Source organism: [Clostridium] symbiosum, from assembly GCA_036419695.1.
Lineage (GTDB): Bacteria > Bacillota > Clostridia > Lachnospirales > Lachnospiraceae > Otoolea > Otoolea symbiosa_A.
Genome location: CP143946.1, coordinates 3725239 through 3750112 on the forward strand (window position 1 = coordinate 3725239; position 24874 = coordinate 3750112).

Annotated in this window: 7 protein-coding genes and 1 riboswitch; of the genes, 2 read left to right on the plus strand and 5 right to left on the minus strand. The window is 50.3% G+C overall.

The window, feature by feature from the left end; genetic code table 11:
* Positions 1-178: 178 nt before the first annotated feature.
* The 3 genes from V3C10_16870 to V3C10_16880 form a co-directional block, all read right to left on the minus strand.
* The gene (locus tag V3C10_16870; GenBank protein WVP60975.1) at positions 179-1534 is read right to left on the minus strand and encodes a sodium:alanine symporter family protein; all 1356 of its coding nucleotides are present in this window, start codon (positions 1532-1534) and stop codon (positions 179-181) included.
* 126 nt (positions 1535-1660) lie between these two features.
* Positions 1661-1767, minus strand: a riboswitch (glycine riboswitch).
* A 294-nt stretch (positions 1768-2061) separates the two neighbouring features.
* A complete protein-coding gene (locus V3C10_16875; GenBank protein WVP60976.1) occupies positions 2062-2946 on the minus strand; it encodes a hypothetical protein in 885 nt (294 codons plus the stop codon).
* 49 nt (positions 2947-2995) lie between these two features.
* On the minus strand, positions 2996-16630 hold the full coding sequence (locus V3C10_16880) for a SpaA isopeptide-forming pilin-related protein (protein WVP60977.1): 13635 nt from the start codon (positions 16628-16630) through the stop codon (positions 2996-2998).
* A gap of 164 nt (positions 16631-16794) precedes the next feature.
* On the opposite strand from V3C10_16880, the gene V3C10_16885 reads away from it, so the two are divergent.
* Positions 16795-17091: a hypothetical protein gene (locus V3C10_16885; GenBank protein ID WVP60978.1), complete on the plus strand. Its 297-nt coding sequence runs from the start codon at positions 16795-16797 to the stop codon at positions 17089-17091.
* A gap of 7 nt (positions 17092-17098) precedes the next feature.
* Here V3C10_16885 and V3C10_16890 read toward each other — a convergent pair whose 3' ends face one another.
* Positions 17099-20887, minus strand: a complete 3789-nt coding sequence (locus tag V3C10_16890) for a peptidase A26 (GenBank protein ID WVP60979.1) — start codon at positions 20885-20887, stop codon at positions 17099-17101.
* Positions 20888-20905: 18 nt separating this feature from the next.
* Complete coding sequence (locus V3C10_16895; GenBank protein ID WVP60980.1) at positions 20906-22921, minus strand: hypothetical protein; 2016 nt, start codon at positions 22919-22921, stop codon at positions 20906-20908.
* Between the two features lie 808 nt (positions 22922-23729).
* Between V3C10_16895 and V3C10_16900 the strand changes: the two genes are divergently transcribed.
* Complete coding sequence (locus tag V3C10_16900; GenBank protein WVP60981.1) at positions 23730-24806, plus strand: iron-containing alcohol dehydrogenase family protein; 1077 nt, start codon at positions 23730-23732, stop codon at positions 24804-24806.
* The last annotated feature ends 68 nt before the right edge of the window (positions 24807-24874 follow it).

Genomic DNA, 24874 nt, shown 5'->3' on the forward strand with positions numbered 1-24874 from the left:
TACCGGGGGGCCTATACAAAACAGGGTATCGGCCAATCGGCCATTTAAAAAGCTATAAAACAGCCGTGTAAATCGGCAGATTATTCTGCTGCTTTCCACGGCTGTATTTTATAGTTTTTATTCCGGCTTCTATTTTACTTTCTGTATCCGTCTCTATTCCAGCTTCTATATTTAGTCTCTATTTCAGCTTCTGTCCTGCCTTTATAACAACTCCGCTGAGCGCCAAAAGCGCCATGATATTCGGAATTACCATAAGTCCGTTGAAGAAGTCTGCCAGTGACCACACAAGTTCCAGCTTCAGGGTTGAGCCAATCACAATACAAATGACAACAATCACGGAATATACCTTGGCGGCATTGTTACCGAACAGGTATTTTGCATTGATAAGCCCGAAGAAATGCCAGCCGAGGATTGTTGAAAATGCAAAGAACAGCAGGCAGATTGCCACAAATATAATTCCAAATGTACCAAATCCCTGCATGAATGCGGCCTGTGTCAGAGCCGTGCCGTCTTTACCGGAGCTCATTGCGCCTGTTGTAAGAACGGAGAATACGGTCAGGTTCAGGATAATAAATGTATCGACAAACACGCTGATCATAGCGCAGAGTCCCTGCTGATGAGGTGTCTCCGCTTTTGCTCTTGCATGGGCATGCGGTGTGGAACCCATACCGGCCTCATTGGAGAATAATCCCCTTGCCACGCCAAAACGGATCGCTTCTTTTACCGCAATACCGGCGCCTGCAGCGAGTACTGCCTGGGGATCAAAGGCTCCCACAAAAATCAATCTGAATGCCTCCGGAATCTGGGTAAAATTCATTGCAATCAGGATAACGCTTCCCACAATGTAAACGCCTGCCATAATCGGAACAATCTTTTCAACTACCGCTGCAAGCCTCTGTGTGCCGCCGAGGAAAATAAATGCTGCAAATGCTGCAACGACGATACCTACGGCTACCGGAGGAATGTTCAGGTTAAATACATGGAACACCTCCACGAAAGCTGCTCCGATGGAGTTGGACTGAACCATATTGCCCATAAAACCCAGGGCCAGAATGATGAAAATTGCAAATAAAGTGGCAAGCACCTTACCGAATGTTCCCTTGAAGGCCGCCTTGATATAGTAAACAGGGCCTCCCGTCACTTCACCGTTTACCTCGGTTTTATAGGTCTGTGCAAGTACTGCCTCTGCATAAATAGTAGCCATTCCGAAGAAAGCGCTGACCCACATCCAGAAAATCGCTCCCGGACCGCCGCCGATCAGGGCCGTTGCCGCACCTGCCAGGTTTCCGGTACCAACCTGTGCTGCGATTGCCGTTGCAATAGACTGGAACGGGCTCATCTCACCCTTTTCATGCTTTTCGCCATTCAACTTGATATGGCCGAATACCTGCCTGCATCCCTCACCGAATTTTCTCACCTGAATAAATTTCAGCCTGATTGTGTAGTAAATACCGGTACCGCATAACAGTACGATCAGCAGAAAACTCCAGAGAAAATCGTTACCTTTTGTTACCAATGCTAATAATGCGTCCATTTTTGTTATCCTCCTCTATGTTTTTAATTGCGCTGCCGTTTTGCGGCAATAAAATAAGAGCTGATAAATACCAGCTCTCCAAAGAGTAGAACATTTGCATACAACGGGACTTATCCCATTGCTTTTTATGTATGCCCTGTCCTTTTGCCTGAGAGATCAACAGATACCATGGACTTGAATCTGTCTTACACCTTCGGCGCTCCTCAAAATGGAGACTCTCCAGAGTACCCTACCACTTCTATAGACGGAAGCTCCCGTTGCCTGCCCAGACGCAGGACGGAACTGATAGGATATATATTTGTGCTTTACATGGTATCATAGATCTCCTGTATGTTCAATCACTTTTTTTATTTTATTTATATAATTTTAATAATTGCACTTATTACCCCCTCTTATTACTGTCATGCCAAAAGCCGCTTAAAACCGTTGCCGGATATAGACATTTCCCTATTTTAGGCCTGACCGGTTTCATCACTGCTGTTCTTTACTGCTCTTTAATATTCTTCACTGCTCTTCAATGTTTTTCACTATTCTTCCCATTCCTTGGCCGCTCCGTCTGTATTCAGGTAATATTGCCGGCCGTTACGGGGTATCAAACAGTCTGTCACCATATATCCGCAGGAATCAAAATAGTACCAGTCTCCATCCAGAAACAGCCAGCTCTCCTGCGGAAAAATTCCGTCCTTCTGCCAGTAACGCCAGCCTGTTTCATCCTGTTCCCAACCGGGAAATTCCATTTTTACCGTCCCATACTCCGTCCTGTTTTTCTCCGCTCTGCTCTCATCTACCGGGTACCATTCCGATTCAACCGGAATTCCCTTTTTTTCATTCACGGAGAGAGGATAGACCTTAAAGTGATAAATTCCCTTCTCTTTCATCAGCGGTGAAAAATTATAACTGTTTCCCTGCGTTCTGTGGGTATATCCGATCCGTTTTGAATCTTTGAACAGCATTACGGAATAGGCACAGGCGTTGTCGGCCTTGTCCCACACAGCCAAGCCATCCCCGAAACTGGCCCGGCCGATCTCACCGACGACATCGTCAAGCCCTTCCGCTTTGATTGTCAGTTCCAGCGCCTCTTTTCCGCTCCTCCTGACGGCCCTGCTGCATGTGGCTTTAATCCCCGTAAGTCTGATATCTTTCTGCTCCATCCTTCCAAAACCTTTCCCGTCCTCCGCCGCCAGCTCCACTTCATATACATGATCCTGCTGCTCTTCAAAACCAACGATTTCATACTCATCACTGTCCGTCAGAAAATTCACTTCCGGCTTCCCTTTTTCATCAAACGTCTCCGCCACCAGCTTTATCTTTACTTTCTTAATCTCTGCCGCCATGGCGGGGATACTCCCCGCCACGGCAAACAGACCGGCGGCCACGGCAAATATAATCTTTTTTCCCATGCCCTCTTTCATACTGTTTATCCTCCTGTTCTTTCAGTACAGCCTGGTCTTCCTGTATGCCTTATCCTTCAGCACGGCCGTCCTTTTCACGTTTCTTCCGTTTTCTCCTCCGCGTCCACAGCATCGCCGCTGCCCCTAAAAGAATGGCCCCCAATATTAAGTCACCCACTCCGGCCGAATCATCACCGGCCATCGGCAGCGGAAACAGCCTTCTTCTCTTCAGGAAAAAAGTTCCGGCTCCTCCAAGCTTCCTGTCATAATGTACCGTAATAACGCCGGCTGTTTCCGGAACCGGATAATTTGCGACGGACAGTTCTTTCCTTCCGTTCTCATTCCCTGTTACCGTAAATGGATATTCCTCCTCCGACGGCCTGTATCCCGGGGGCGCTTTTGTCTCTACCAGCGTGTACGTTCCCGGCTCATGTACCTTAATTTCAGCTCTGCCGTCTTCTCCTGTACACACCGAAAGCAGGAAACTTCCGTCACTGCGGTAGACGGCAAACTCTGCACCGGCTACTCCTCTTAACGTTACGCCGTCATACTTGCGGACTGCTATCTCCGGGAACGTTTTCCCTTTATCTCTCTCATGGGGCGGCTCTGCTTTCTTCCGGTCTATAAGCTTTATCCATACCACTTCATCCTCTTCAGGAATTGTAAAAGTTACGGGTTTGGCATATTCGTACCCGTAGGGCGGCTCCTCCTCAACAGCCGTATAAGCCTCCCCGGCTTTCAGTATTCCGGTAATTTCATGGGCGCCGTCTTCCCGGGTCAGGAAGCGGTATACTTCCCGCCCCTTCTTATCCTCGATCCGAATCAACGCCCCGGCAAGCCTCCCCGTCTCCGTTTTTCCATCCGGTTCACAGCCAACTTTTTCTATCATAAGCCGGGTAGGTTCATCCTCCATGATAATGGTGTCGTCACTGCCGCCCTCCGACACGGTAAAACTGACAGGTTCCGCAATACGGTAGCCGGGAGGGGCGGAAATTTCTCTCAAAGTATAGGTTTCTCCTGCTGTGAGCTTTCCCTCCAGGATGTGGACAGTGCCGTCTGAAATCCATTTTTCAATCCTGTTTCCTTCACTGTCTATAATTTCCAGCCCGGCTCCCGCCAGATTTGCCCCTGTCTCTGCGCCGTTCTTTGAAATGAGAATTCTCGTCGGCCTGTCACTTACTGTGACAGTCGTCACTGCCCCGTCTTCCGGGACAGTGAAGCAGATATCTTCCGCCGCCGCGTAACCGTCAGGCGGTTTTAACTCCGATAGACAATATGTTTCTCCCGGTTCCATCAGCGCATCCGTCTCATGAGGCTTGCCGTCGGATACCCATTCATCTAAAACAGTTCCACTTTCATCCCGCAGGCAGAATTCCGCTCCCGGTAGTTCTATCCCTCCCGACAAATCCGTCTTGGAAATCAGGACACGGACCGGTTGATCCTTCATGTCCAGACCGCCGGCGGCAGCAGACTCATCCAGCGTAAACGTGATTCTTCCCGTTATAAGACTGCTTCCGTCTGCATAAAGCGTTGTTTCCGTGAGATGGCAGACGTCTCCCCGTTTAAAAACTTCACGGATAGAGCCGTCGTTTTTCCTATGGATGAAAACTGCGCTCTTAGCCTTCCGTCCAACCGTTCCCTCCGTATCAAATGTGTTAACGGATGAACCGTTGTCTTCCCTGTCCGATGGGAACACTTTATATGCGGTTCCCCATGGAAGACCCGTGATTACAATACTTTCATTCCTCTTAAGCACAATCCGGCCGCCGCTTTTCACACTCCCCTCCTGGTTCCCGGTATAGCTGAAACTGCCTGTCAAAGACTGCCCCTTCCCATCGTGCAGTTCGACGGTATATGTATCCTGTTCCCGTTCCATCTGGTCTGCGGCCTGGCCTGTGGTCTGGTATGTAGTCTGGTCTGCCGCCGTCCCTGTCAGCCGGTTCACAATCGCGAGACTTCCCTCCCCTGCAACCGGATTCTTCCACAGGCACAGAACGCCTCCAATTTCCGCTCTGCAGGTAACTGCCGTTTCAGCATCCGGCTTTACTGCCGCAGTCAGGAGAATACTTTTTTCTTCCCCGGGAGCCATATTCCCGAATGTCATTGTAAGTCTTCCGCTCTTTTCTCTGTTCCATCTTTGATCTGAATTGGCCGGCATGTATTCAAGCTGCGGATCCAGAAGAATGGAAACTTTCATATCCTTTTCCGTCTTCTGCGTATTTTTGCAGGTAAGGCTATATCTTATAACGCTGTCGGGCTGAACGGATGAACCGTTCTTTCCATTTTCTCCCGCCACCTCTATCCCATTTTTTTCTTCATATACGGGATTTTGTATCTCATGGCGGTATCCGCTCCCTTCTCTGTTTTCCACCTCCCATTCTTCAATCAGGCCACGGCTCTCCGTCTCCATTTTTAAGAGTGTCTTTTCGGCTGTCCTGAGTTTCGGCCGGTATTCTCCCTCCGTATTCAGATTCATGCGGAAGATCTGCCGTCCTGTGATCCGGTTGTTCCCGTCCGTGTATCGGATGATTTCTTTTTCCTCATACAGAGCGCCGTTTAACAGTCCGTCCGCTCCGGTCAGAGGCGCGGTTTGATACGATGGAATAACGTATATTTTTCCTGTATCCAGATGGGTCAGCCATCGTTCCGTCCCCACCGGCCGTCGCCCCTGAACCGAGACTGATTCCACCGCATCACTAAACAGTTCCGATGTCTTAAAATCAACAATTCGCTCCTGATCGCAGATGCTGCTTATCTTCCTGCCGTCATCGGAGAGGACAAACAGAATAGGGGATGACCTTAGATATCCGTCGGGAGCTTCAAGCTCTGTGAGGAAATAGACTCCTCCTGCCGTCAACTTTCCCATAACGCGGTGTTTCCCTCCATCTGAAGTCCACTCCTCAAGCGGTTCTCCCGACGGCACAAACGCGCCCTCATCTTCCACCGCCCGATAGATGGCAAGTCTGGCTCCTTTTACAAATTCATTCGATTCAAAATCGGTTTTCGAAACTAAAATATCGGTAGATTCGTCTTTGAATTCACACTGATAAGTAAGTATTTTGCTATCCTGTACATCGGTAAAACTGAATTTTTTCGTCTCCATCGACAGCGAATACCGTTCGGGAGGAGCCAGTTCTCTCACGGCAAATTGATACGGAATCCATTTTCCTTCCCGGAGGGAACCTGTCACCAGACCAGAAAGCACGGCACGGCCGTTTTCATCCGTGACAAGAAGATATCTCTCACCTGTGCTCTCGTTCTTCACCTCAAACTTTGCCCCGGGAAGTTTTTTATCATTGTCTTTTGCATCTGTCTTTTCTATGAGAAGCGTTCCCTTTTTTATCCGGTTCACGGCCGTGACGCTGAGGGGACTGCCATCCTGCACATCGCCGGTAATTTCCACCTTTTGCGGCTCCATCGTTTCAAATCCCTCCGGAGCCCTGATTTCCGCCAGATAATAGATTCCTGCCTCCAGGAATTCAATCCGGTGCGGTTTCATATCTCCGGCCTTGAAACCATCCGGTATTTTCCCCTCATAATAGTCATCCTCCGTATAATAACCCTCCGCCCCTGATATCCAGGTGTCCTGAAGATACTCCGGAACCGGTGAAAAGTTTCCCCGGCCATCCGAACGATATAACGCCAGCTCGGCTCCGGGCAGCCCCTTTCCGTCTTCTGAAAGCTTCTCTACATAGAGGCAGCGTGGTTTATTTTCCACGGAGTACAATTGTATATCGGTGGTTTCCTCTATCGTGATAAACCTGTCGGAAACCCCGGCGAACCCCTCTGGCGCTTTCAGCTCTACCAGCCTGTACCGGCCCTGTGGAATATAATCCATTCTGTGGTTGCCCTGCAAAGTGTCATAACTTACCGCGCAGGGATATTGAGCGGGCCTGATTCTTTTATAATTGAACTTGTAATCGAAATTGTAGTCCCATTTTCCTTCCGGCGTCAGGTTCTTTTCGGAGCAAATCAGTATTTGGCTCCCCGTATCTGTCTCCCAGATCTGCCGAACAGACTCATTTTTATCTGTATTTTCCGATGTCAGCCTGCGTGCCGTTCTCCGGGTCAGCCAGCTTACGGTAAGGGCGTTTTCGTTCTTTCGGTACCCTTCTGTAAAATGCTCCCTCTCGTCAGGATCCATCCCCTCCTGAAATGTGATGGAATCCTGCCCCACAATAATCTTATAACCGGTCGACGTCCTGAATACTTTGTCTGATGCAGCGTCCCTAACGGCGGTGCGCTCCACATCCCAGTAAAGCTCATCAAACGCAGTCCCATATTCTTTGAAGAGGCTCTGGTAATTGTAGGTAAAGCCGCTCAGCCCAGTGGTCTTTGATACGCCGAACTTAAGACGCAGCGCATTTAAAAACCCTGTTTTTTTGTATTTTGTTGTGTCGACGGCAGCTGTATATTCAGCGCAGTCATCCGTCGTCCACCGGTCAAACAGCTCCCCCTTGCCGTCATACAGGGCAAATTCGGCGGGATTGTCGTTTGTAACAGGATGTTTCATTCCATCCATCTCCGTATATTTATATATCTCTGCCTTGGTATGATCATTCGGCAGCAGGAAATGCTGCAGTCCCTCCGTTTCTTTTATTTCCAGTTCCATTGATGACCGGATAAAACCGGCGGGCGCGCTTAGTTCCTCGAGGATGTAAAATCCTTTTGGAATTGCTTCCAGATACTCTGGGCTGTCACCGGAAATCCATTCGGCCACAAACGTTTTTTTCCGGTTGTTTTCATCAAATTTGGTCCATCTGGCCGGAGTTTTTTCCGTCTTTTCCAGATAATAGCCGGAAGGGTGCTTGTCCAGATCGTTTGTGGCGACCCGTTTCGCCCGGAACAGAGCCAGCCTGGCTCCCTTTACACTGCCATAGGAATAAGATGCCTTTCCTTCCGTCCGTGTCTCAGCCTCGTCAAGCGCCTTATCGCAATCCCGGACCTTTACACGGAAGGCCGCCGGAGCGTCCACCTTTTCCAGGTATCCGCCGATCGGCCGGTCGGTTATCCTGGCTGTCTGAATCTCTGTTTTATCCTCCACCGTCACTCCAACCGGCATTGTTTTCACATATCCCTCCGGCGCCGTTAATTCCTCCATGATGTACAGACCGGCCGGAACCCTCTTAAGCACGTCCACCTGCCCGTCCGTCATCCCGCTTTGGAACGGATCGTTTGGGGCTGTCTCACCGGTCGTCCATGTATTTTCAATAATATAGCTTTCTCCCTGGCGGTGATAGAGAGGACGGTCGTCTGCCGGATTTTCCGGATCTGGGCCTATATCTTTAAGAGCGGGGATTTTGTCAATCCTCCATGCGTTATCATTAAATTGTTTCAGCTTATCATCATACCGGTATCGGATATAATCGCCGTCCCTGTCGTAAACCGGGCTGCCTTTTTGATATGTTTCATCCGTTCTCCGGTAATAAACCGGCTGCCCGTGCTCATTCAGAACGGGATTTACCGTCTTTTTAAACCCTCCCTTTTTCATCATTCCGACGGTCCACTCCCGTTCCGTATCCGCTTCCATCGTGGCAATACGGCCGGTGGTAATCTTCTCTCTTGCCGTCACATTGCCATACTGATCCTTTGAAATTTTCACCGGCCAGACCATGATTTTCCCGGTCTTCTCCTCCACCACGTAAGCCATTCCGGTGTAGGGTTCAACCAGGCTGTCCCGGTTCCTCTCCGCATCTAAATGGTACAGCACCGTTCCTTCCGGCACCCGGTCAAACACGCGGTCTTTTTCGTTATACCGCAGTGCCCCATAGTCCGGAGAAACGATTTCCAGAAACGGCATCCCGTTTTTCAGTGCAAAAAGCGAACTGTTGTTTTTGGCCCGTATCTTCCTCCCCTCTTTATCAAAACCATACAGAACACCATTCTCTTTCCGGAGCACATTAAGACCTCCGAGGTCATAAAACAGGATATCGGTATCCTCCCGTTCTACAGTCTTATAGGTCCATGTTCCCGCTCCCCTGTCGTTTTCCTGATCATCACAGGTGTAGTTCCCGTAATCATCAAGGCCGTCACTGTCCGCCTTTGTTTTATCCAGGACAAATCTGAGCCCTGTTCCGGCAAATCCCTTCTGAACGTACATATTGATTACATTCCCATAGCGGTCCCGCTCCACATTCACACCGTCAAACCGGTAGTCCTCCCTGTCCCCGTTTTGTTTCACTTCAATCGCATCATACAGGGTCATCACCGCTCCGGGCAGATACCGGTTCACATCATCGGCTGTTTCCGGAACTTTGAAGAGCCTTGCATTACCGGTAAAAACTCCATCTTCATACAGGATTTCTATACTCTCGCCCGCCTCCTGCTTTTTCTTCAGGGAATCTAAAAATCCCTTTTTCCACCCATAGCCCAGATATTTTCCCGAAGCGCTGCAGGCCAGTTCCAGATTTTCCAAGCCATAACGTCCTTTCAGTTCTGTAATGCTGCCCTCCAGGCGGCCTTTCAGTTCATATGACACCATATCATCATCCGGTTTTATCTTTGCCACTTCCAGGCGGATGGGCGTATTATTCAGATAAATCCTTGCCGTTGCTCCTTTGTCCTGGGGCTTGTTTCCGTTTGGCTTCGTGCCGTCCGGATTTGTAATCTCCCCGCCGTTATCCTGTGTTCTTGTGACATTCTCCCCGTAAACCGCCGCCACTACCCGGTTATCGGCAGAACCATTCAGATAATAGGCAGTCTCATTTGAATAAAGTTCGACCGCCACCGGCCTGCTTCCGGTATAACCGGAGGGCGCCTTTATTTCACACAGGACGTAACAGCCGGCTCCCAAAGGCTGCGGAGTCTCTAAATATCCCACGTTCTGGCTGCCATTTTCCGTTCCCCGATCCTTTGTGGTCGTAAATGCCCGGAACTGTCCTGTTTTCTCTCCTGATTCATCAGCCATTATAACCTGTTCGCTCTCCCGGCAGATCGGAGTTCCGGCCGGCACAGTCCCATAATATTTTCCGTTATAGGGCACCTGCCACGGAAGGGAGGGCCTGGCAAGCGGTGTGATTCCAGCTGCTCCCATCGCCGTCAGGAATTCCCGGCTTCCGGTGATAACCGTATCTGTTTCATAAAATTTCACCCGGCCGTTACTGTATTCTCCATCCTCCCGCTCCGCACTGTAAATTGAAAATACGGCCCCGTCGTGCAGAATCGTTTCACCAGATTCCGAATCCAGCTTTTCAATTCGAAGTTTTGAAACATAAAACGTATTTCTGAACTTCCCATCCGCATATCCGGTAAAGCCATCCGTTTTATCTATCCCGGCATCGGCCGGTTCTGTCACTGTCCACGGCACAAGGGCGGCAAAATACATTCCATCGTACCCGGTTAAGGCTCCCGTGATTGTTTTTACGCCATCCTTAAAATAGAATCCGGACGGGTTGCTATCATCGGCGGCGGTTCCGTTTTGATACATCACATTGTCGGCAGTACCGGCCCGCTCTGAGAGGGAGGCATAACGGTAATACGCCCCCACCTTTTCGTTGCTCCGGTAAACACTGGCCGCATTCTCTGTTTTGTATACATCTTTATAAGGATTAAATTCTTCCTGGGTAACCGAAAAACCCTGATAGTCAAAACTGCCTCCCGGATAGGCAATCCGGCCGGTCAGTCTGGCGGAATCTAGTCCGTATTTATAGATTTCAAAGTCACCGTCATTATTGTGAGCCTGGATTACGTAGTTTCTTAAGTCATCCGTATGGTTTTCTTTCCACTCTTCATTGATCCTGATATCATATTTTTTCTGCAATTCTTCCGGAGTATCCTCACTGCTGAATTGATAGTTCCTGTTATAGACCACCGGCGTCCCTTCATTTTCTCCCTCCTCATAAAGGGCGGGCAGGATGATTTCTTTTGGTTGATCCGTTTTATAATGTTTATTGTAAAAATCTCCCAGTTCAGCGCTGAACGGTTGTTGTTCCACCGCAATATAGGCCCCGTACGGCAGGTATTTTGACACGCCGTAATAATATCCGGCCGTTTCATAAAGCGTATCCGCTGATAGCGTAGTCCTGTCTCCGTCGCTTCCTCCGTCCGCCTCACCGTCCCAGGCAACCGCATATATTTCATCCAGATCATAGGCAAAGAACGGGCTTAAGTAGTTTTCCGCCTTTAGAATAGCCGCATACAACGCCCGGTCGTAAACCTCATCCTGATAGGATTCACTCCCACCGGACGCCTGGCTTTCTCCCTGTCCGATTTCTTCCGTCAGCTTCTTCACTTCCTCATCCAGGTACCAGTTGATCGCAAACTGGCGCACGGAATCGGAACGTTTCGCATTTTCTTTGGCCTCTTTTGATGTGCTGGCCTGGTTCTCTGACGCACTGTTATTATGGGAAACAGGATACTCTTTTTCCCCTCCGTTTGTTCCAAATATAAGCCCGCGGATAAAGGCCGACGGTTTAAAGGACGTGCTGTCATCCCCCTTTCCATCCCATTTATCATGATTGGCCGTCCGGATGGCCTCAAAGAACTTGTCATAGTTATAACCCTCCACCCGTCTCGTTTTACCGGCCCCATCCTCCATTGTCCGGGTCACCGTTTCCAGCAGACGGGTATACCCCGTATTCTGGTTTTCTCCTATTCTTCCCTCGTCATCAAAGGAATAGAGAGCCCTGTTAACCGTTACCGCCTCTTCCCATGTATTGTTGCTGACAGAACCTGTGGTAAGGGAGCCCGCCTTGTGAGGTACTTTGGTATACAGCTTCTGGACGCTGCCGAATGGCTCCGTCTCAGGATAAGAGGCTTTGTAAGCTTCAATATTGACTTCATTTCCGTTACGGTCTATCCAGTTTATTTCGCCTCCTCCGTTCCGGTACAGCCGTTCCAGGTTCGACTTCAGGTATATCTTGAAACGGAAGTTCGGAAGTTTGTGGGCGTTCGCCCCCATCCCTCCCGGGCCGGATGTAAAACCATCCTGATGGCCGGTTCCGGCATTGGTGTTATGGGCATAAGTTCCTTCCGGCGTCGTTCCTATGTCTTTCACAATCCTTACTTTCTGACGGATTATCCGCTCAAATACCGGAATCGGGTGTTCTCTTGTCCCGGCATCCTGATATATCCGCGTCTGTCCGGGGTAGGCCAGCAGGACATTTTTAATATAAGTGTCATGAAAGGTTCTAACCGGGTATGCGGACACAATCGCATTCCTCTGTACATAGTCGGGATAGGATGTGTTACCACCGTCCACAAACTCTTCATCATACCGGATCCTGTAATCCAGTCTGCCGTCAGCCGGTATCAGCTCCAGCGCCACATGGACGGTATAGAGCATCGTATCTTCATCGAAGTTTCCGTCAAGCAAAGTTTCCGTTACTTTTTCTTCGTATCCGGGGGCGGCCTCCTCACTTTCATAGCGGGTGTTATAGACCAGGTTTCCTCTGTTGTCATATGCCTGCTCGTGTTCTGCATAGACCCAGTACTGTTTTCCCAAATCATCCTTAAGCCGTATATTGGAAAGATCCTCGCCCCAGGCCACGGTGCTTTTTTCCGGCGACTGCTGCCTTATCGTTGCCGCCGTCACAAAACCAGCGGCGTTTTTTTCTGTGATATCATAACTGCCGGAGGGATATTCAAAGTACAGATATCCGTCCACCTGTTTTCCATCTGTTTGGTAGGTCATCTTTTTCCTGATCCAAACGCTTTTTCCGGTCTCGTCATAAAGAGCCGGCAGGGATATCCCGGCCTGAAGATAGGTGTAACGCAGAATCCCATAAAACTCCCCGTTTTCCTCCACCACATCTTCCAGCAGGAATGCATTGAATACCCGGTAACGCTTCAGGCAGTCATTCACCGCCTCACACCAGCTCTTTTCTGAGCTTCCGTTCAATGCTGCCTTAATCCACGGGGAACCTTCTTCCGGGATTTTATATCCGGCCTTTTTAAGTCTCTCGTTCACCTTTTGTATAAACTCGGCTTTGACCGCTGTTTTCTCTTCACCAATGATCTCAGGCGGTTCCACCTGAAAGGCATTGCCCGGACGAATCCCTGTCAGAAGCCGGGGGGCGTCTGAAATCCGTTTGACCGCCGCGCTGCCTCCATTCGGGAGTGCAATGATATCTCCAACCGATGCCTCAACGGCCTTTCCGTCAATAATGACCTGAGTTCCCGGAATTCCGTAAACCGGTTCTTTGACCGGCACCAGCTCCGTATGAGTTCCATCCGGATTTACCACAATCTCTGTTTTGATCGTATAGAATTTTGCGCCGTCCCGAAGTCCGGTCACCGCAATGTCATATCCGTTTGCCGCATCCTTACTGAGCACCGAAAACTGGTTATAACCGCCCTTCCGGTTCATCTCCATCTCAGACATGTGGACCGTTCCTTCCGCGGACGGTAAATTCCCGGCTGCATCCGCCTCCCGGTTGGTCACGTCCGCATCTGCGCCATAGCGTGACAATTCATATCCCTCGGAACGCGCCAGTTCCATGATATAGTAGCTGCCGCCCTCCCGGCTGATGAGCAGCGGACGGCCAATCCAGCAATTTCCATTGTTGGCCTCATTATTCTGGATCCGGTAGCCTGCCCCGCCGTCCCCGGCCCCATCGACGCCCTGGTTGGAAGTCAGTTTTCGGTATCCCGTACCGTCTCCGTCTGTACTTTCCTGCAACGCCAGGCTGCTCCCGTTCCCACTGTGTCCCTCAAACCGTTCATTATCCTGTACCGCATCCGCCTTTTCCCGGCCGGTATAAAGATTCTCCGGGCCGGCGTCCTCCGGCCTCTCAACCGCTCCGGTATCAAAATTGAAACGGGTTCCCGGAGCCTCGGTAATGGCGGGAAATGAGGCTTCTCCGTTCTTATCGGTAGCCGCCACGGCCACCAGTTCATCCCTTTTAAATACAACACCTGTTTTTCCGTCGGGATGCTCGATATCCGCAGCGGCAAACAGACCGTACACGGCCCCCTCCAGCGTACCGTCGCCCTGGGTGTCGCCATAGCTGTCATAGATACCGTTTTTCCCTCTGTTTAAATTCAGGTCCTGCTTGCCGATATGAACTTCTCCCTCGGTCCGGTGGTCATAGAGGATAAACGTCCAGTCAACCGTGCCACTTTTCCCCTGCTTCACCGTCCCTGCCTGTGATTTCTCAAAGGATATGGAATTTCTTATGCTGCCTCCCCTGTCTGCCCAAAGTGCATACAAACCGATTCCGGCGTTGTGGTTTATAAGCTGTTCCGCCATAAATCCGGTTAATGCGATTCTTTTTCGGAGCGCCTCCGACGGAGTGGCCGCTTCCGAGGGGGTGGCTGCTTCTGAGGAACCGTCTGCTTCCGAAGGGCTGGCTGCTTCCGAGAGACTGACTGCTTCCGAAGGGCTGGCTGCTTCCGGAAGGCCGACTGTTTCCGGGGAGCTGCCCGCTTCTTCCGGTGCCGCCATATCGGCTTCTGACGGGCTGCCTTTGGAATATGCTTTCTTTTTTCCCTCGGAGTATAATGCAGAAGTGTACCGTCCCTCCTCATCAATAAACAGAAATTTCTTCCCGTTATCGGAAAACTGTTCTTCTCCATCCGTCTCTTGAGAGCCATCCTCCCCCTGCACCGTAATTAATTCTGCTTGCAACGGCGCTTCAGAAGACCGGATATCACTATCAACGTCTCCTGTGCCTTCCGAATGGGATATGCCGTTTTTCACAAAATCCTTATACTGGCTGGAAGTTACGGTCCGCCACTCAATTTCTACGTCATCCTCATGCAGGCCGTGGAGGATATACCCCTTCCGGGATTCCAGTTCCCGGGCGGAGTAATCATAGGTCAGTGATATAAAATCTTCATAGAACCGGTCCCGATCCGCCTCCATGGCCTCCCTGGCGATTTCCGGCTCAATCGCATGAAAGAAACCGCCTTCCGACGTCAGCTCCGCACACGTTTCCACCTCTGCGTACCAGGCTGCCCAGGCTTCATCATGAAGCTGCTGGTTATAGGCCTCCACATCCTCACCGCCGTCTCCCCCGTCTTCATCACCTCCCTCATCCTCCGGTTCTTCATACTGAATCACGGGAGCCGGATGACCGTCGCAGTATCCCTTATGGTAAATGTAACTCCGGACATCCGAATGGGCCGGTTCGCCGGTCGACGTCCCGGTTCCGTCCTGATAGGTCAGCCTCCCCGTGGAGTCCGTGACATCGGAATCATCATTGCAGGGATCGTCCGTCGGATCGTCCCACCGTTCAAACTGGCTGCCTCCTTCATTGGCCCAATTATAAAGCAGGGCATCCGTCTTCAGAAGGCCTGTGTCCCCGCTGTAATTCGACGCAATGGTATCGTCCCCCCAGACCGTGGAATTCAGTGAACCCGAAGATACATCGGTTCCGGCGCTGTCCTGTATATCCAACGCCGTCTCATCAAGCTGCGAATCGTCGAAAGCCTCCAATATATCGAAACGGGCTCCCTCCAGCGGTTTTCCAGTCTCTGAGTCATATTTGAGCAGCCTGACGTTATAATCGGCATTCCAGGACTCTTCGTGCTCATACCGGTTTACCTGAATGTCGGCAGAGCCGCCGGATACATCTCCCGTTACAAGATAGATTTCAAGCTCCCGATCCATAATGGCGGAAAAATAGCTTTGGACGTTATCAAAACCCGTTTCCCGATTTCCTGTGGTATAGAATTTAAATTCGTACAGCTTTGCCTCTGAAAGGTTTCCGGCAATCATTCCCTCACTGTCGGCATACGTCAGTCTTGCAATGCTGCCTTCGGACGGCGTCTGTCCCGTCGGGGAAATAAAGTGCAGGCAGGCGGTATCCTCCTGCTTTTGCCAGTCTCCATAGCATTCAGCCCGGATGACGCGCAAATACTCCGTAATATACTGATTTTCGCCGTCAAACGGAATTCGGACGTGGTAAAGCCCGTCCTCCTCCAACGCTGCCTTAAATTTCCAGGTGTCTTTTCCATTGTTCAGTTCAACGTGGCTGGAAAGCTTCGCTGCCGTCCAGATGTAACAGAATATTGCCTGAGCCCGGTTGACGCATCCCTTTTCCCGTGTCCATTGCGGAATGTCCGTGGAGGTCAGGCGGCGGTACGTGGCCGCATCCCCCATCGTATTGACCGGACCTACCGATGCCAGGGTCAACGGATAAATCACATTTTTAAACCAGGCAAAATCGGCCGCCCAGTCTCCGGTAAATACGGCATTATCCGCGGCATTCTGGATGATTGGGCTGCAGACCGTCAATATGTCTACTCCCACATTGGCATTAGGCGGTTCCAGTGTTTTGACCTCCTGCTTTGCCTGATAGGAAGCGGCATAGACAATCACGAGGAAATTGAATTTCCTTTGCTCGCTGGAAGCGCCTTTTATAATCCCATTCGGAAGTCTGTCGATATTATAAGTGCCCGAGTGGAATGCCTGCGAATCGTAAAGCAATTTACCGCCGTTGTCTTTATGGAGATTAATGCAGTAAATATACCGGTTGGTAAATTCTGAATACTTTCCCGAACCGTGAAGATATTGTTTCTCCCCCATGAAGCCAAACTCCGGCTTTATCGCGGACGTACTGGTCCGGTAAGCCAGTCCGGTCGGTATATAGCCCTTGGCCGCCGCGGCATCCAGCGCTTCCTGTGTCCATGATATATCCTGCCCGGCTGCTGCAAATGCCGTATGTAAATCCGAAAATGATATGCTGCCTAAAAACAATGCGGCGGAAAGCAGCAGTGCCGTCACCCGTCTTCCAGTTTTACCTTTTCCCATATGATTTCCCATTTTCCCCCTCTTGAAATCAGAACATTTGTTCGTTACAATATAATCATCTTCACGGGTTTTCTGTGACATCCGCCACGCTCCACTCACAAAAAAACACCTCGCGGAATACTACCTGTGAACAGTAACAAAAAGTTACCCATATTCTATGAAAGGAGACTTGCGTCATGCCGTTTTACGAACCAGAGCAGACGCCGGTTGAACAGATCAACCCGTCCTTAAACACCTTTGTTTCTGTGATAGCAAGTTACAATGTTGAAGGTGAATGTATGCCTTTATACTTCCGCCATATGAATTCCGACGGAACTTACATCGATATTCCGATTACGAAAATTTTAGGCAGAAAACCGAACTCTATCTTTGGAACCATCTATCAGTGCGAATATCTTGATCACGGATATAAAAAACAGATTTCCCTGTATTTTCACCGCAAAGAAAATAAATGGTCGGTACGCCCGGGTTAATCTCTGTTTACCGGCCGTTTTCCCTGATCTGGACGGCTCCATTTACCGTCCACTCTCCCTTCTCATTGACACTCTTTCCGTCAGGCGTTGTTCTGCTGCGGTACATCGCTCCTCTGGTGCCATCCGATATTGAATTAAAATAGAAGGAGCGTTCTTTCCCATCCGAACCGGCAATCCACTGCCATCCCGTCACCATGCGGCCCTGTGTTCCATCTGGAAACGGCCATAAATAATACGTGTTTCCATCCGTATCGGCATACCATCCGGTTACCATATGGCCGGTTTCATCAAACCGGAACCAGTCCGTGCCACTCTGTTCTCCGCCTGCGTATGGGTTGTGGATATAAGCCCACTCGTTATGGTAGGTTCTGCCGCCCGCCGTGAATGCCCAAAGGCCGTCTGCCGTATTTACCCAGGTTCCAACAATGCTTCCCGTCGGAGCTGCCGTCCCCGCTGCCGGACCGTTACCGGCAGGACCTACGCCTCCGTCCGGGCTGACGCCGGAGGAGGAACCTCCGCCCGATGAACTTCCTCCGCCGGACGAGCCTTTGCCCCCGGAGCTGTAAGTATTGTCGGTCAGCTTATATTTGAATGCAACGTTACAGAGTGCTTTAAATCCGCCGTCTTCCGCCACTGCGGTGATGACCGCCGTATGCCCTGCTTCATAGGGATACGTTTGATTGGCCTCGCGAATCCATTTGGCATCCGTATTTACCGTCACGGTTCCATCCCCGTCTATCTCCAGTGAATCGTCGGAAACGGTAAAGCGGTATTCCCTGTTAAATGCCTGCTCCGGCAGCACGGCGACATTGAGCTGCCTCGTCCCGTTGCCTGTCCAGGTAATGACGGGATTACTGCGGTTTCCGCTCTTTTCGCAGCCCAGTTCAAAGCTCAGTCTCTCAGGAACGGCCGATATCCCTTCTGCATAAACCGTTGTCTGATCATCGGTCACAAAATGAATCACGACATTGCAGACCGCGGTCCGGCGGCTGCCAAGCATATCGTCGGCCGTCACGGTCACTGCGGCAGTCCTGCTTCCGGAACCGTTCAAAACTGCATATGGGTCATTTGCATGAATACCGGCATCCGATTTTATGATATCCAGAATCCACTTTGCATTTTTCCGGGCCGACACACTTGCCGATTTGTTTTCTCCGTCAACGCTTAATAAGGCCGGGTCGTCTGCCGACCAGGAAATATCTTTTTTATCAAAGAAGTCAGGTGTAAATGAGGCAGTCAAATTCTGAGGCGGCGTTACCCGGATGTTCTCGTCCGGCTTCCTCCTGTCTCCGCTCAGAGTCCGTGTAACGGTAAATGCAATTTCCTCTTTATCCAGGGCGGCTCCCTCATTTCCCACATAAGTTTTATCCTTTACCTGAAAGGTGACGTTGAGCCTGCAATTGCCGGTACAAGGTTTCCCTTCAAAACTGGCCGCCGGTCTGGTGGATGCGGTCAGGATGGCAACGCCGCCGTTTTGATGTCCGGCCCCGAAAATCGTATCGGGAAGCGGATAGCGGTAATTCTTTTCCGCCTGTTCTTTCTCCAGTTTCCTGATTGTGTCCGTAAAAAATGAGGCATTGATATTCAGGCGGATGGTGGCGCTCTTTTTGGTATACCCTTCCGTGTCCTCGTCATCATTCGCAGAGAGAAGAATTAAGTTCGGGTCGTCTACCGACCATTTTACGGAATTGTCGGCCACATCGTTATTGACATCCACAACGGCCTGGATTTGCACCGGCTGGATCTGCGTACCATGTTCAAGTTCACCGTTGATATAGCTCGCAATCAGCTTTCCGCCCTGATCAGTCACCTTTGTAATTTTTGTTGGATTCTTACGGTTTCCGGTGCGTTCCTCGACCACATGGATGCTGAAAACGGAAGGGATTACAGATACCTTCACCGCAACCTTTTTATATTCTGCATTTACCTGTGTATCTTCAGCCGGCATTGTAAAAATATACTCCCCGCCGCTCCTGTATACCGTATCGGTTTCTCTGCCGTTTTTTATGTAGGTCGGCACCCCCTCCATCTGGAATTTTGCCTCCTCCGTGTCTTTCGGTGAGGTAGTAACCGTAACACTCCTGCCCGGTGCAATGGCTCCCCTGTTTTCTTTATCAATGGTGCGGTAATAGCTGCCGTTCCCCTGGACTTCCAGCAGCGCCGCATCATAATAATGAATTCCGGAAGATACCGTATCGATTCTGGGAACCGACACCAGGTATCCCCTGGTCGGCCGTCCGGCATCGTTCGGCGCAAAATGGTCGAGGGAATATCCCGCTTCCTCCGCACCGGCTCCTCCATGATCCCGATCGAGGATGGAGAGGATTCCCTCCTCCAGCAGCTCATAATAATACCGATCGGATATATCCTTTGACACGCCTCCCTGCACGAGGGAACAGTACAAGTCTCCGGAATGGGAATAGCCGACTCTGCTTGAGTACGTATATTCGTTATCATCCGGTATCTCACTTCCGCATACGTTAAAACCGATCTTTTCTTCCGAATCTGAGAAAAGATAGCCGATATCCGTTCCCCAGCGATAGTAATCCCCCGGCTCGCGGTGGCCGATAAAGAGTCCTCTGTGACCGGCTGTTCCGGTTCCCGACAAACCGATTGTCCCCTCGAATCTGGCTACTTTTAGATGACCCGACGCATACTGGCCTGTAATACCCCCCACAATCTTCGAGCCGACACCCCCGATAGTACCCGATACGTAGCTGTTATAAATATCCGTTCCGTTCTGGAAACCTGCAATGCCGCCAACCACAGCATCCCGCCCCTGTATCCGGGCCGTATCGTTGTCTCCTGTTTCAACGCGGCAGTCCACAATGCTGCTTCCCGCCGCCTTTCCTGCAATTCCTCCCACACAGGCTGCCCTTTGGCCGCCCGTATTCAGGGTAACGTTGGCCGTACAATTCTCGATCACCGAATCGGAAGGAACCGTTCCCTCTACCGTTCCTGCAATACCTCCGGCCGTACCTGCCGCCGACACACTGCCGTTTACCGTGCAGTCCGTGATTTTGGAATTCTTGGCGCTGCCGGCCAGAATTCCCGTCTGATCCCCGCCATATACGGTCTTTCCCGGTTTCAGCGTCAGATTTTTGATTGTGGCGTCTTCCACCGCTCCAAAGAAGCCGACATGGTTCCATGACGTATTGTTCAGTTTAAAGTTGGATACCGTCTTCCCGTTCCCATCGAAATGTCCGCAGAACTTGCCAGCCACATCTCCGGCCAGCTCCGAGGAATCCCGGTAAAAACCAATCGGATTCCAGTCCATGCCTCCCAGATCAATGTGGTTCATCAGCCTGAAGTATTTTCCATCATAGGAACCAATTATCTCATTGCCGCCCTCCCCGGCCTGGACTCTCATTCCCATTGCGGCAAGCTGAGAAAGTCCCATAAGCTGGCTTTTATTTTTAATCTGGTACGGTTTCTGCTTTGAACCATCCCCAAAATCCCCGTTCAGGAAAGAGAAATCACCTCCCCATCCATCCCATATGTCTCCGAGGGAACTGGCTCCTGCTGCAAATAATGCAACCGAAACCGATGCCGGTATTTCACTGCCGGACGCCATACTGCTGCCTGAAGCGGCAAATGCATCTTCTCCATAAAGTTCACTCCCCGTACCGGCATCTCTCCCACCCGGCCTGTGTTCGTGCCCGGCTGCCCCGTCCAAATCTTCAAAAACAAAGCTGCCCGCGGACGCGGCTGCCGGTGCCGCCCCCGTAAGCAGCACGGCCGTGATAAGAACCGCAGATGTCAGGTTTCTTCCTCTTCTTCCCAGTCTCTTTTCCATTTTATCTTCCTCCCGGATTTATTCCTGTGGCAGCGTAAACGCCGGCCGCATGCCATACGTCTCACTTGACGTCTTTACCGTGTGAATGTTTCCCTTTACCAAATCGACCGTATAAATGTCGTCACCGTAACAAAAATCTCCGTCATTTCCCTCACTGTAGAACGGTGTCCTCAGATAATATCCCTGTGAATAGGGACTTACCCAGCTCTCCGGCCCACCCTGAAAAGTACCGAACCGCCAAAGCTCTTCCCTGTATTTAAGCGCTTCCTCCATGGAAAGACAGAACAGCCGTCCCTGCATGAACTGGTATCCGATTGGGTGACGCACCAGATGGCTGTCTTCCATCTGCTCCCTGGTTCCGGCTGCCGTACTGCCCGTGTACGCGGTACTGACACCGATGGAAACCGGCTCCAGATTAAAGCTGCTGTTTAAACTGTTTTGATCGAGCCATTTTTTGATAACGGATGTTTTGTAATTGTTATCCGTCCCGAATGTCAGTTTCTTCAAGTTCCGGCTGTCGCTGTCCACATCGGCCCGGATGACGCCGTCACATAGAAACAGGGCGGATTTCCGGTGTCCATCCTGATTATCGCTGTAATCTTCATCAATGCACCGGAACCGGTATATTTTTTTTCCTATCTTTCTCATCTGGATATCATCCTTTTTCCACCACACCGATTCGGCCCGTTCCCCGGTCTCCGGCTTTTTCAATAGAATGAAGGGCCTTGCCCCAAAGGAGGTATTTCCGGCAGCCGATGCCTGTGTCAGCATTCCGCCGGAATTGACCGCATAGATACCGTCGTCCGTCAGGGTGCGCAGAAACCAGTCTCCCTCCCCTCCGATGGAATCCTTATACCGTTCGTACTCTTCTTTCGACAGCAGGGAAGCATAATCGTCCCGGCCGTCTCCATCCTCCCTTGCAATCGGCTGAAGAGCCGCCGCAACGGAACTGTTGTTTGCAAAAGCCATGTTAAAGTATTTTCTCAGCGGAGAATCGTTATAATCGTTCTCCTCAAAACAGACTCCCGTGATTTCTTCCCCCAGATTTTCTTCGGCCAGGTACATCATCATTCCCGTTCCGTTATAGTCCGTATCCAGGCAGCGGAATGCAAGCGGGATGTCCCCGTTTTTTGTCCTGATAACGGTCTGGACCGTATCGCCCAACGTCTGCTCAAAGGCCCGTTTCCCGCAAAGATCACAGAGAGAGTCTCCGTCTGTATCGCGGTGTCCTGGAGCAGGCAGCGATACGGTCTCCTCCGTCCTGCATTTCAGGCACCGGCAGACCTCCCGGCCATATTCCAGACAGCCGTTTACAACCGTTTCCACCGACTCCCATTCGTGAGCACAGCTTTCCGGGCGCCAGTTTCTGCGTACTCCAATGCGCAGCACGGTATAGTCCTCCCTGTCAACCGGGAATGTTTCTTCCGTCACGGCAGAATATTCCGCATCAAAGTTTGTACCAATCACCAGCGTCTGAGGTACATAATTTCGGCCGATCATGTAAAAATAATGCCATTCCCCGTCCCGGATCATGGAAATCAGATTCGTTATCCGGCTGTTATTCCGCGAATCATTATCCACCGTCAAAGCGGGATCCCTGCTTTCCTCCGCTGACTGTCCGGTGATGGCGCAGTCGGCCTTCCAGGCTTTTTGAAGCCATTCCTCAAGCTTTGCTTTGCCGTCCGTATCCGGCCCATCCGGTTCCAATACCTTTTTTCCCTGTTTATATTCGACGTAATACTTATGGGTTCCGGCCTGATACACGGTAAATCCCTGCGGGCTGGCAGCCTCCGATCTCCAGATATGCCCGTCCGATCCGATAATCTGTTCCGGAAAGGATACATTCAGCGTTGTTCCTTCCGGGACAGTTCCCTGCTGCATATTAAATATCTCCGTGTCATAATTGTCAGCATCTACAAAAGAAACCGTGTATTTTATCTCCCCTTCCCCCTCCTCAGAGGCAAGCGAATCCCTCCCTGCCGACAATACGGCAAAGGCTGTGCAAAATACTACAATGAATATTTCCTTTTTCACAACTTTCCTCCCTCCTTTTTAGGATAAACTGCTTTTAATGAACTGCTTTCTGATAAACTGCTTTTCAATACGTATCGTGCAGCTGCTTAGAATGCGCCTGCGTCCAGTGCTGATCTGCCGCCTGACTCCATGTCAGAGGGAATACCGCTTCCTCCCCACCGTCACAAAAACAGGACACGCTCTAAAACACCGGAGTAAAATAAAACCTCAAACCATCTGTAATAAAAAACTGAATGGAATAAAAAAGAAACTTTAAAGAACCGGAATGAACTCAAAAGAGCAATCCAGGAATTAAAAAAGGGTACAATTGAATTTAAGAAAATAAAAAAGAACTTTCACCTGAAATAAGAATTTTAAAGTGCACTCAAGATATAAAACTGCGGACTAAAAAAGCATTCAAACCTCTCAAAAAATACAAAACCCAAAGAAATTATGCCGGAATGTCGGCAACGATAAACGGCTTCGCAGTCTGACTCTCTGCCCGCCTTAGAAAAATAGACTTCTGATAATACTGAATATAATTTCAATTTGCACCGCCATATTGTTTTATGGGGTTCTTATAATCTAACACAAATCAATTTTATTTGCAAGATCTGTTTTTAGAAAAAATTTAAGAAAAAAATTTAAGATAAAAAATTTTCACATCCTCCAAACTACATTTAAAATAATTGAATTTCCCTCCCTCAGATGTTAAAATAATCGTAGCAATCAAGTACCTTCACAGATACTGCTCCGCCATGCCAAAAAGCAAAAACGCTTTTTTACGCAGGCGAACCCATAATTTAATGATTCATACAAGGAGGCCGCCATGTATTTCTACATACCCGTCAAAATTTACGAAGAAGAAAATTGTATCACCAACCATAAGAAAGAACTGTCCTCTCTGGGGACAAAAGCGCTCCTGGTCACAGGAAAACGGTCTTCAAGGCTGAACGGTTCCCTGGGCGATGTGATGAAGGCGCTGGAATCTGAAGGCCGCTCATTCACCGTTTTCGATGAAATCGAAGAAAATCCATCCATTGAAACGGTGATGGCCGCAAGGGATGCCGGGCTGGCGGCTGGCGCGGACTTTGTCGTCGGCATTGGAGGCGGTTCCCCGATGGACGCCGCCAAAGCCATTGCGCTGATGATGTACCACAAGGATAAGGGCGCTGATTACCTCTATGAGAAGGACGCCGATTCCACCGCCCTTCCCGTTGCGGCCGTTCCCACCACCTGCGGGACGGGTTCGGAGGCAACTCCCTTTGCCATCCTGACCATTCACGAGAAACGGACAAAATCCAGTCTGCCGCACAAGATATTTCCCGCCCTCGCCCTTCTGGACGCAAAATATCTGTCCACTGCCCCGAAAAAGGTGCTCTGCGACACGGCGGTCGACGCCCTTGGGCATTTTATCGAGAGTTATATTAATTCGAATGCAAGCGATTACAGCCGTATGTTCGTCACAGAAGGACTTTCCGTATGGGGCCGGAGCCGTGATGTGCTGACCGGAAAACGCGAGGCCAAGCTGCAGGACTACCGGAATATGCTGAATGCCTCCACGATGGCCGGCATGGCCATCACCCATACCGGCACCTCCCTTCCGCACGGACTCAGCTACTATGTCACTTATGAACAGGGCACCGCCCATGGAAAGGCGATTGGCCGTTTCCTCTGCGGATACCTGAAAGCCGCCGGTGAAAAAGAACGTGAATTGATTCTCTCCCGTGCCGGCTTTGACGGTCTTAAGGATTTCGAACAGTTTTATGACACGGTCTGCGGAAAAGAGTCCCTGTCGGACGCCTTGAAGGAAATGGCGGCTGAAGGCGTATTATCAAGCCCCGAAAAGCTGAACAACTGTCCGTTTGCGGTGGACAAAGCCATCCTGTACCGTATCATGGAATAGTTTATAAACAAAAACAGGAAACAGAAAGTACCTACCGGAATTTCTTTATTGCCTGAACACAAATGCCG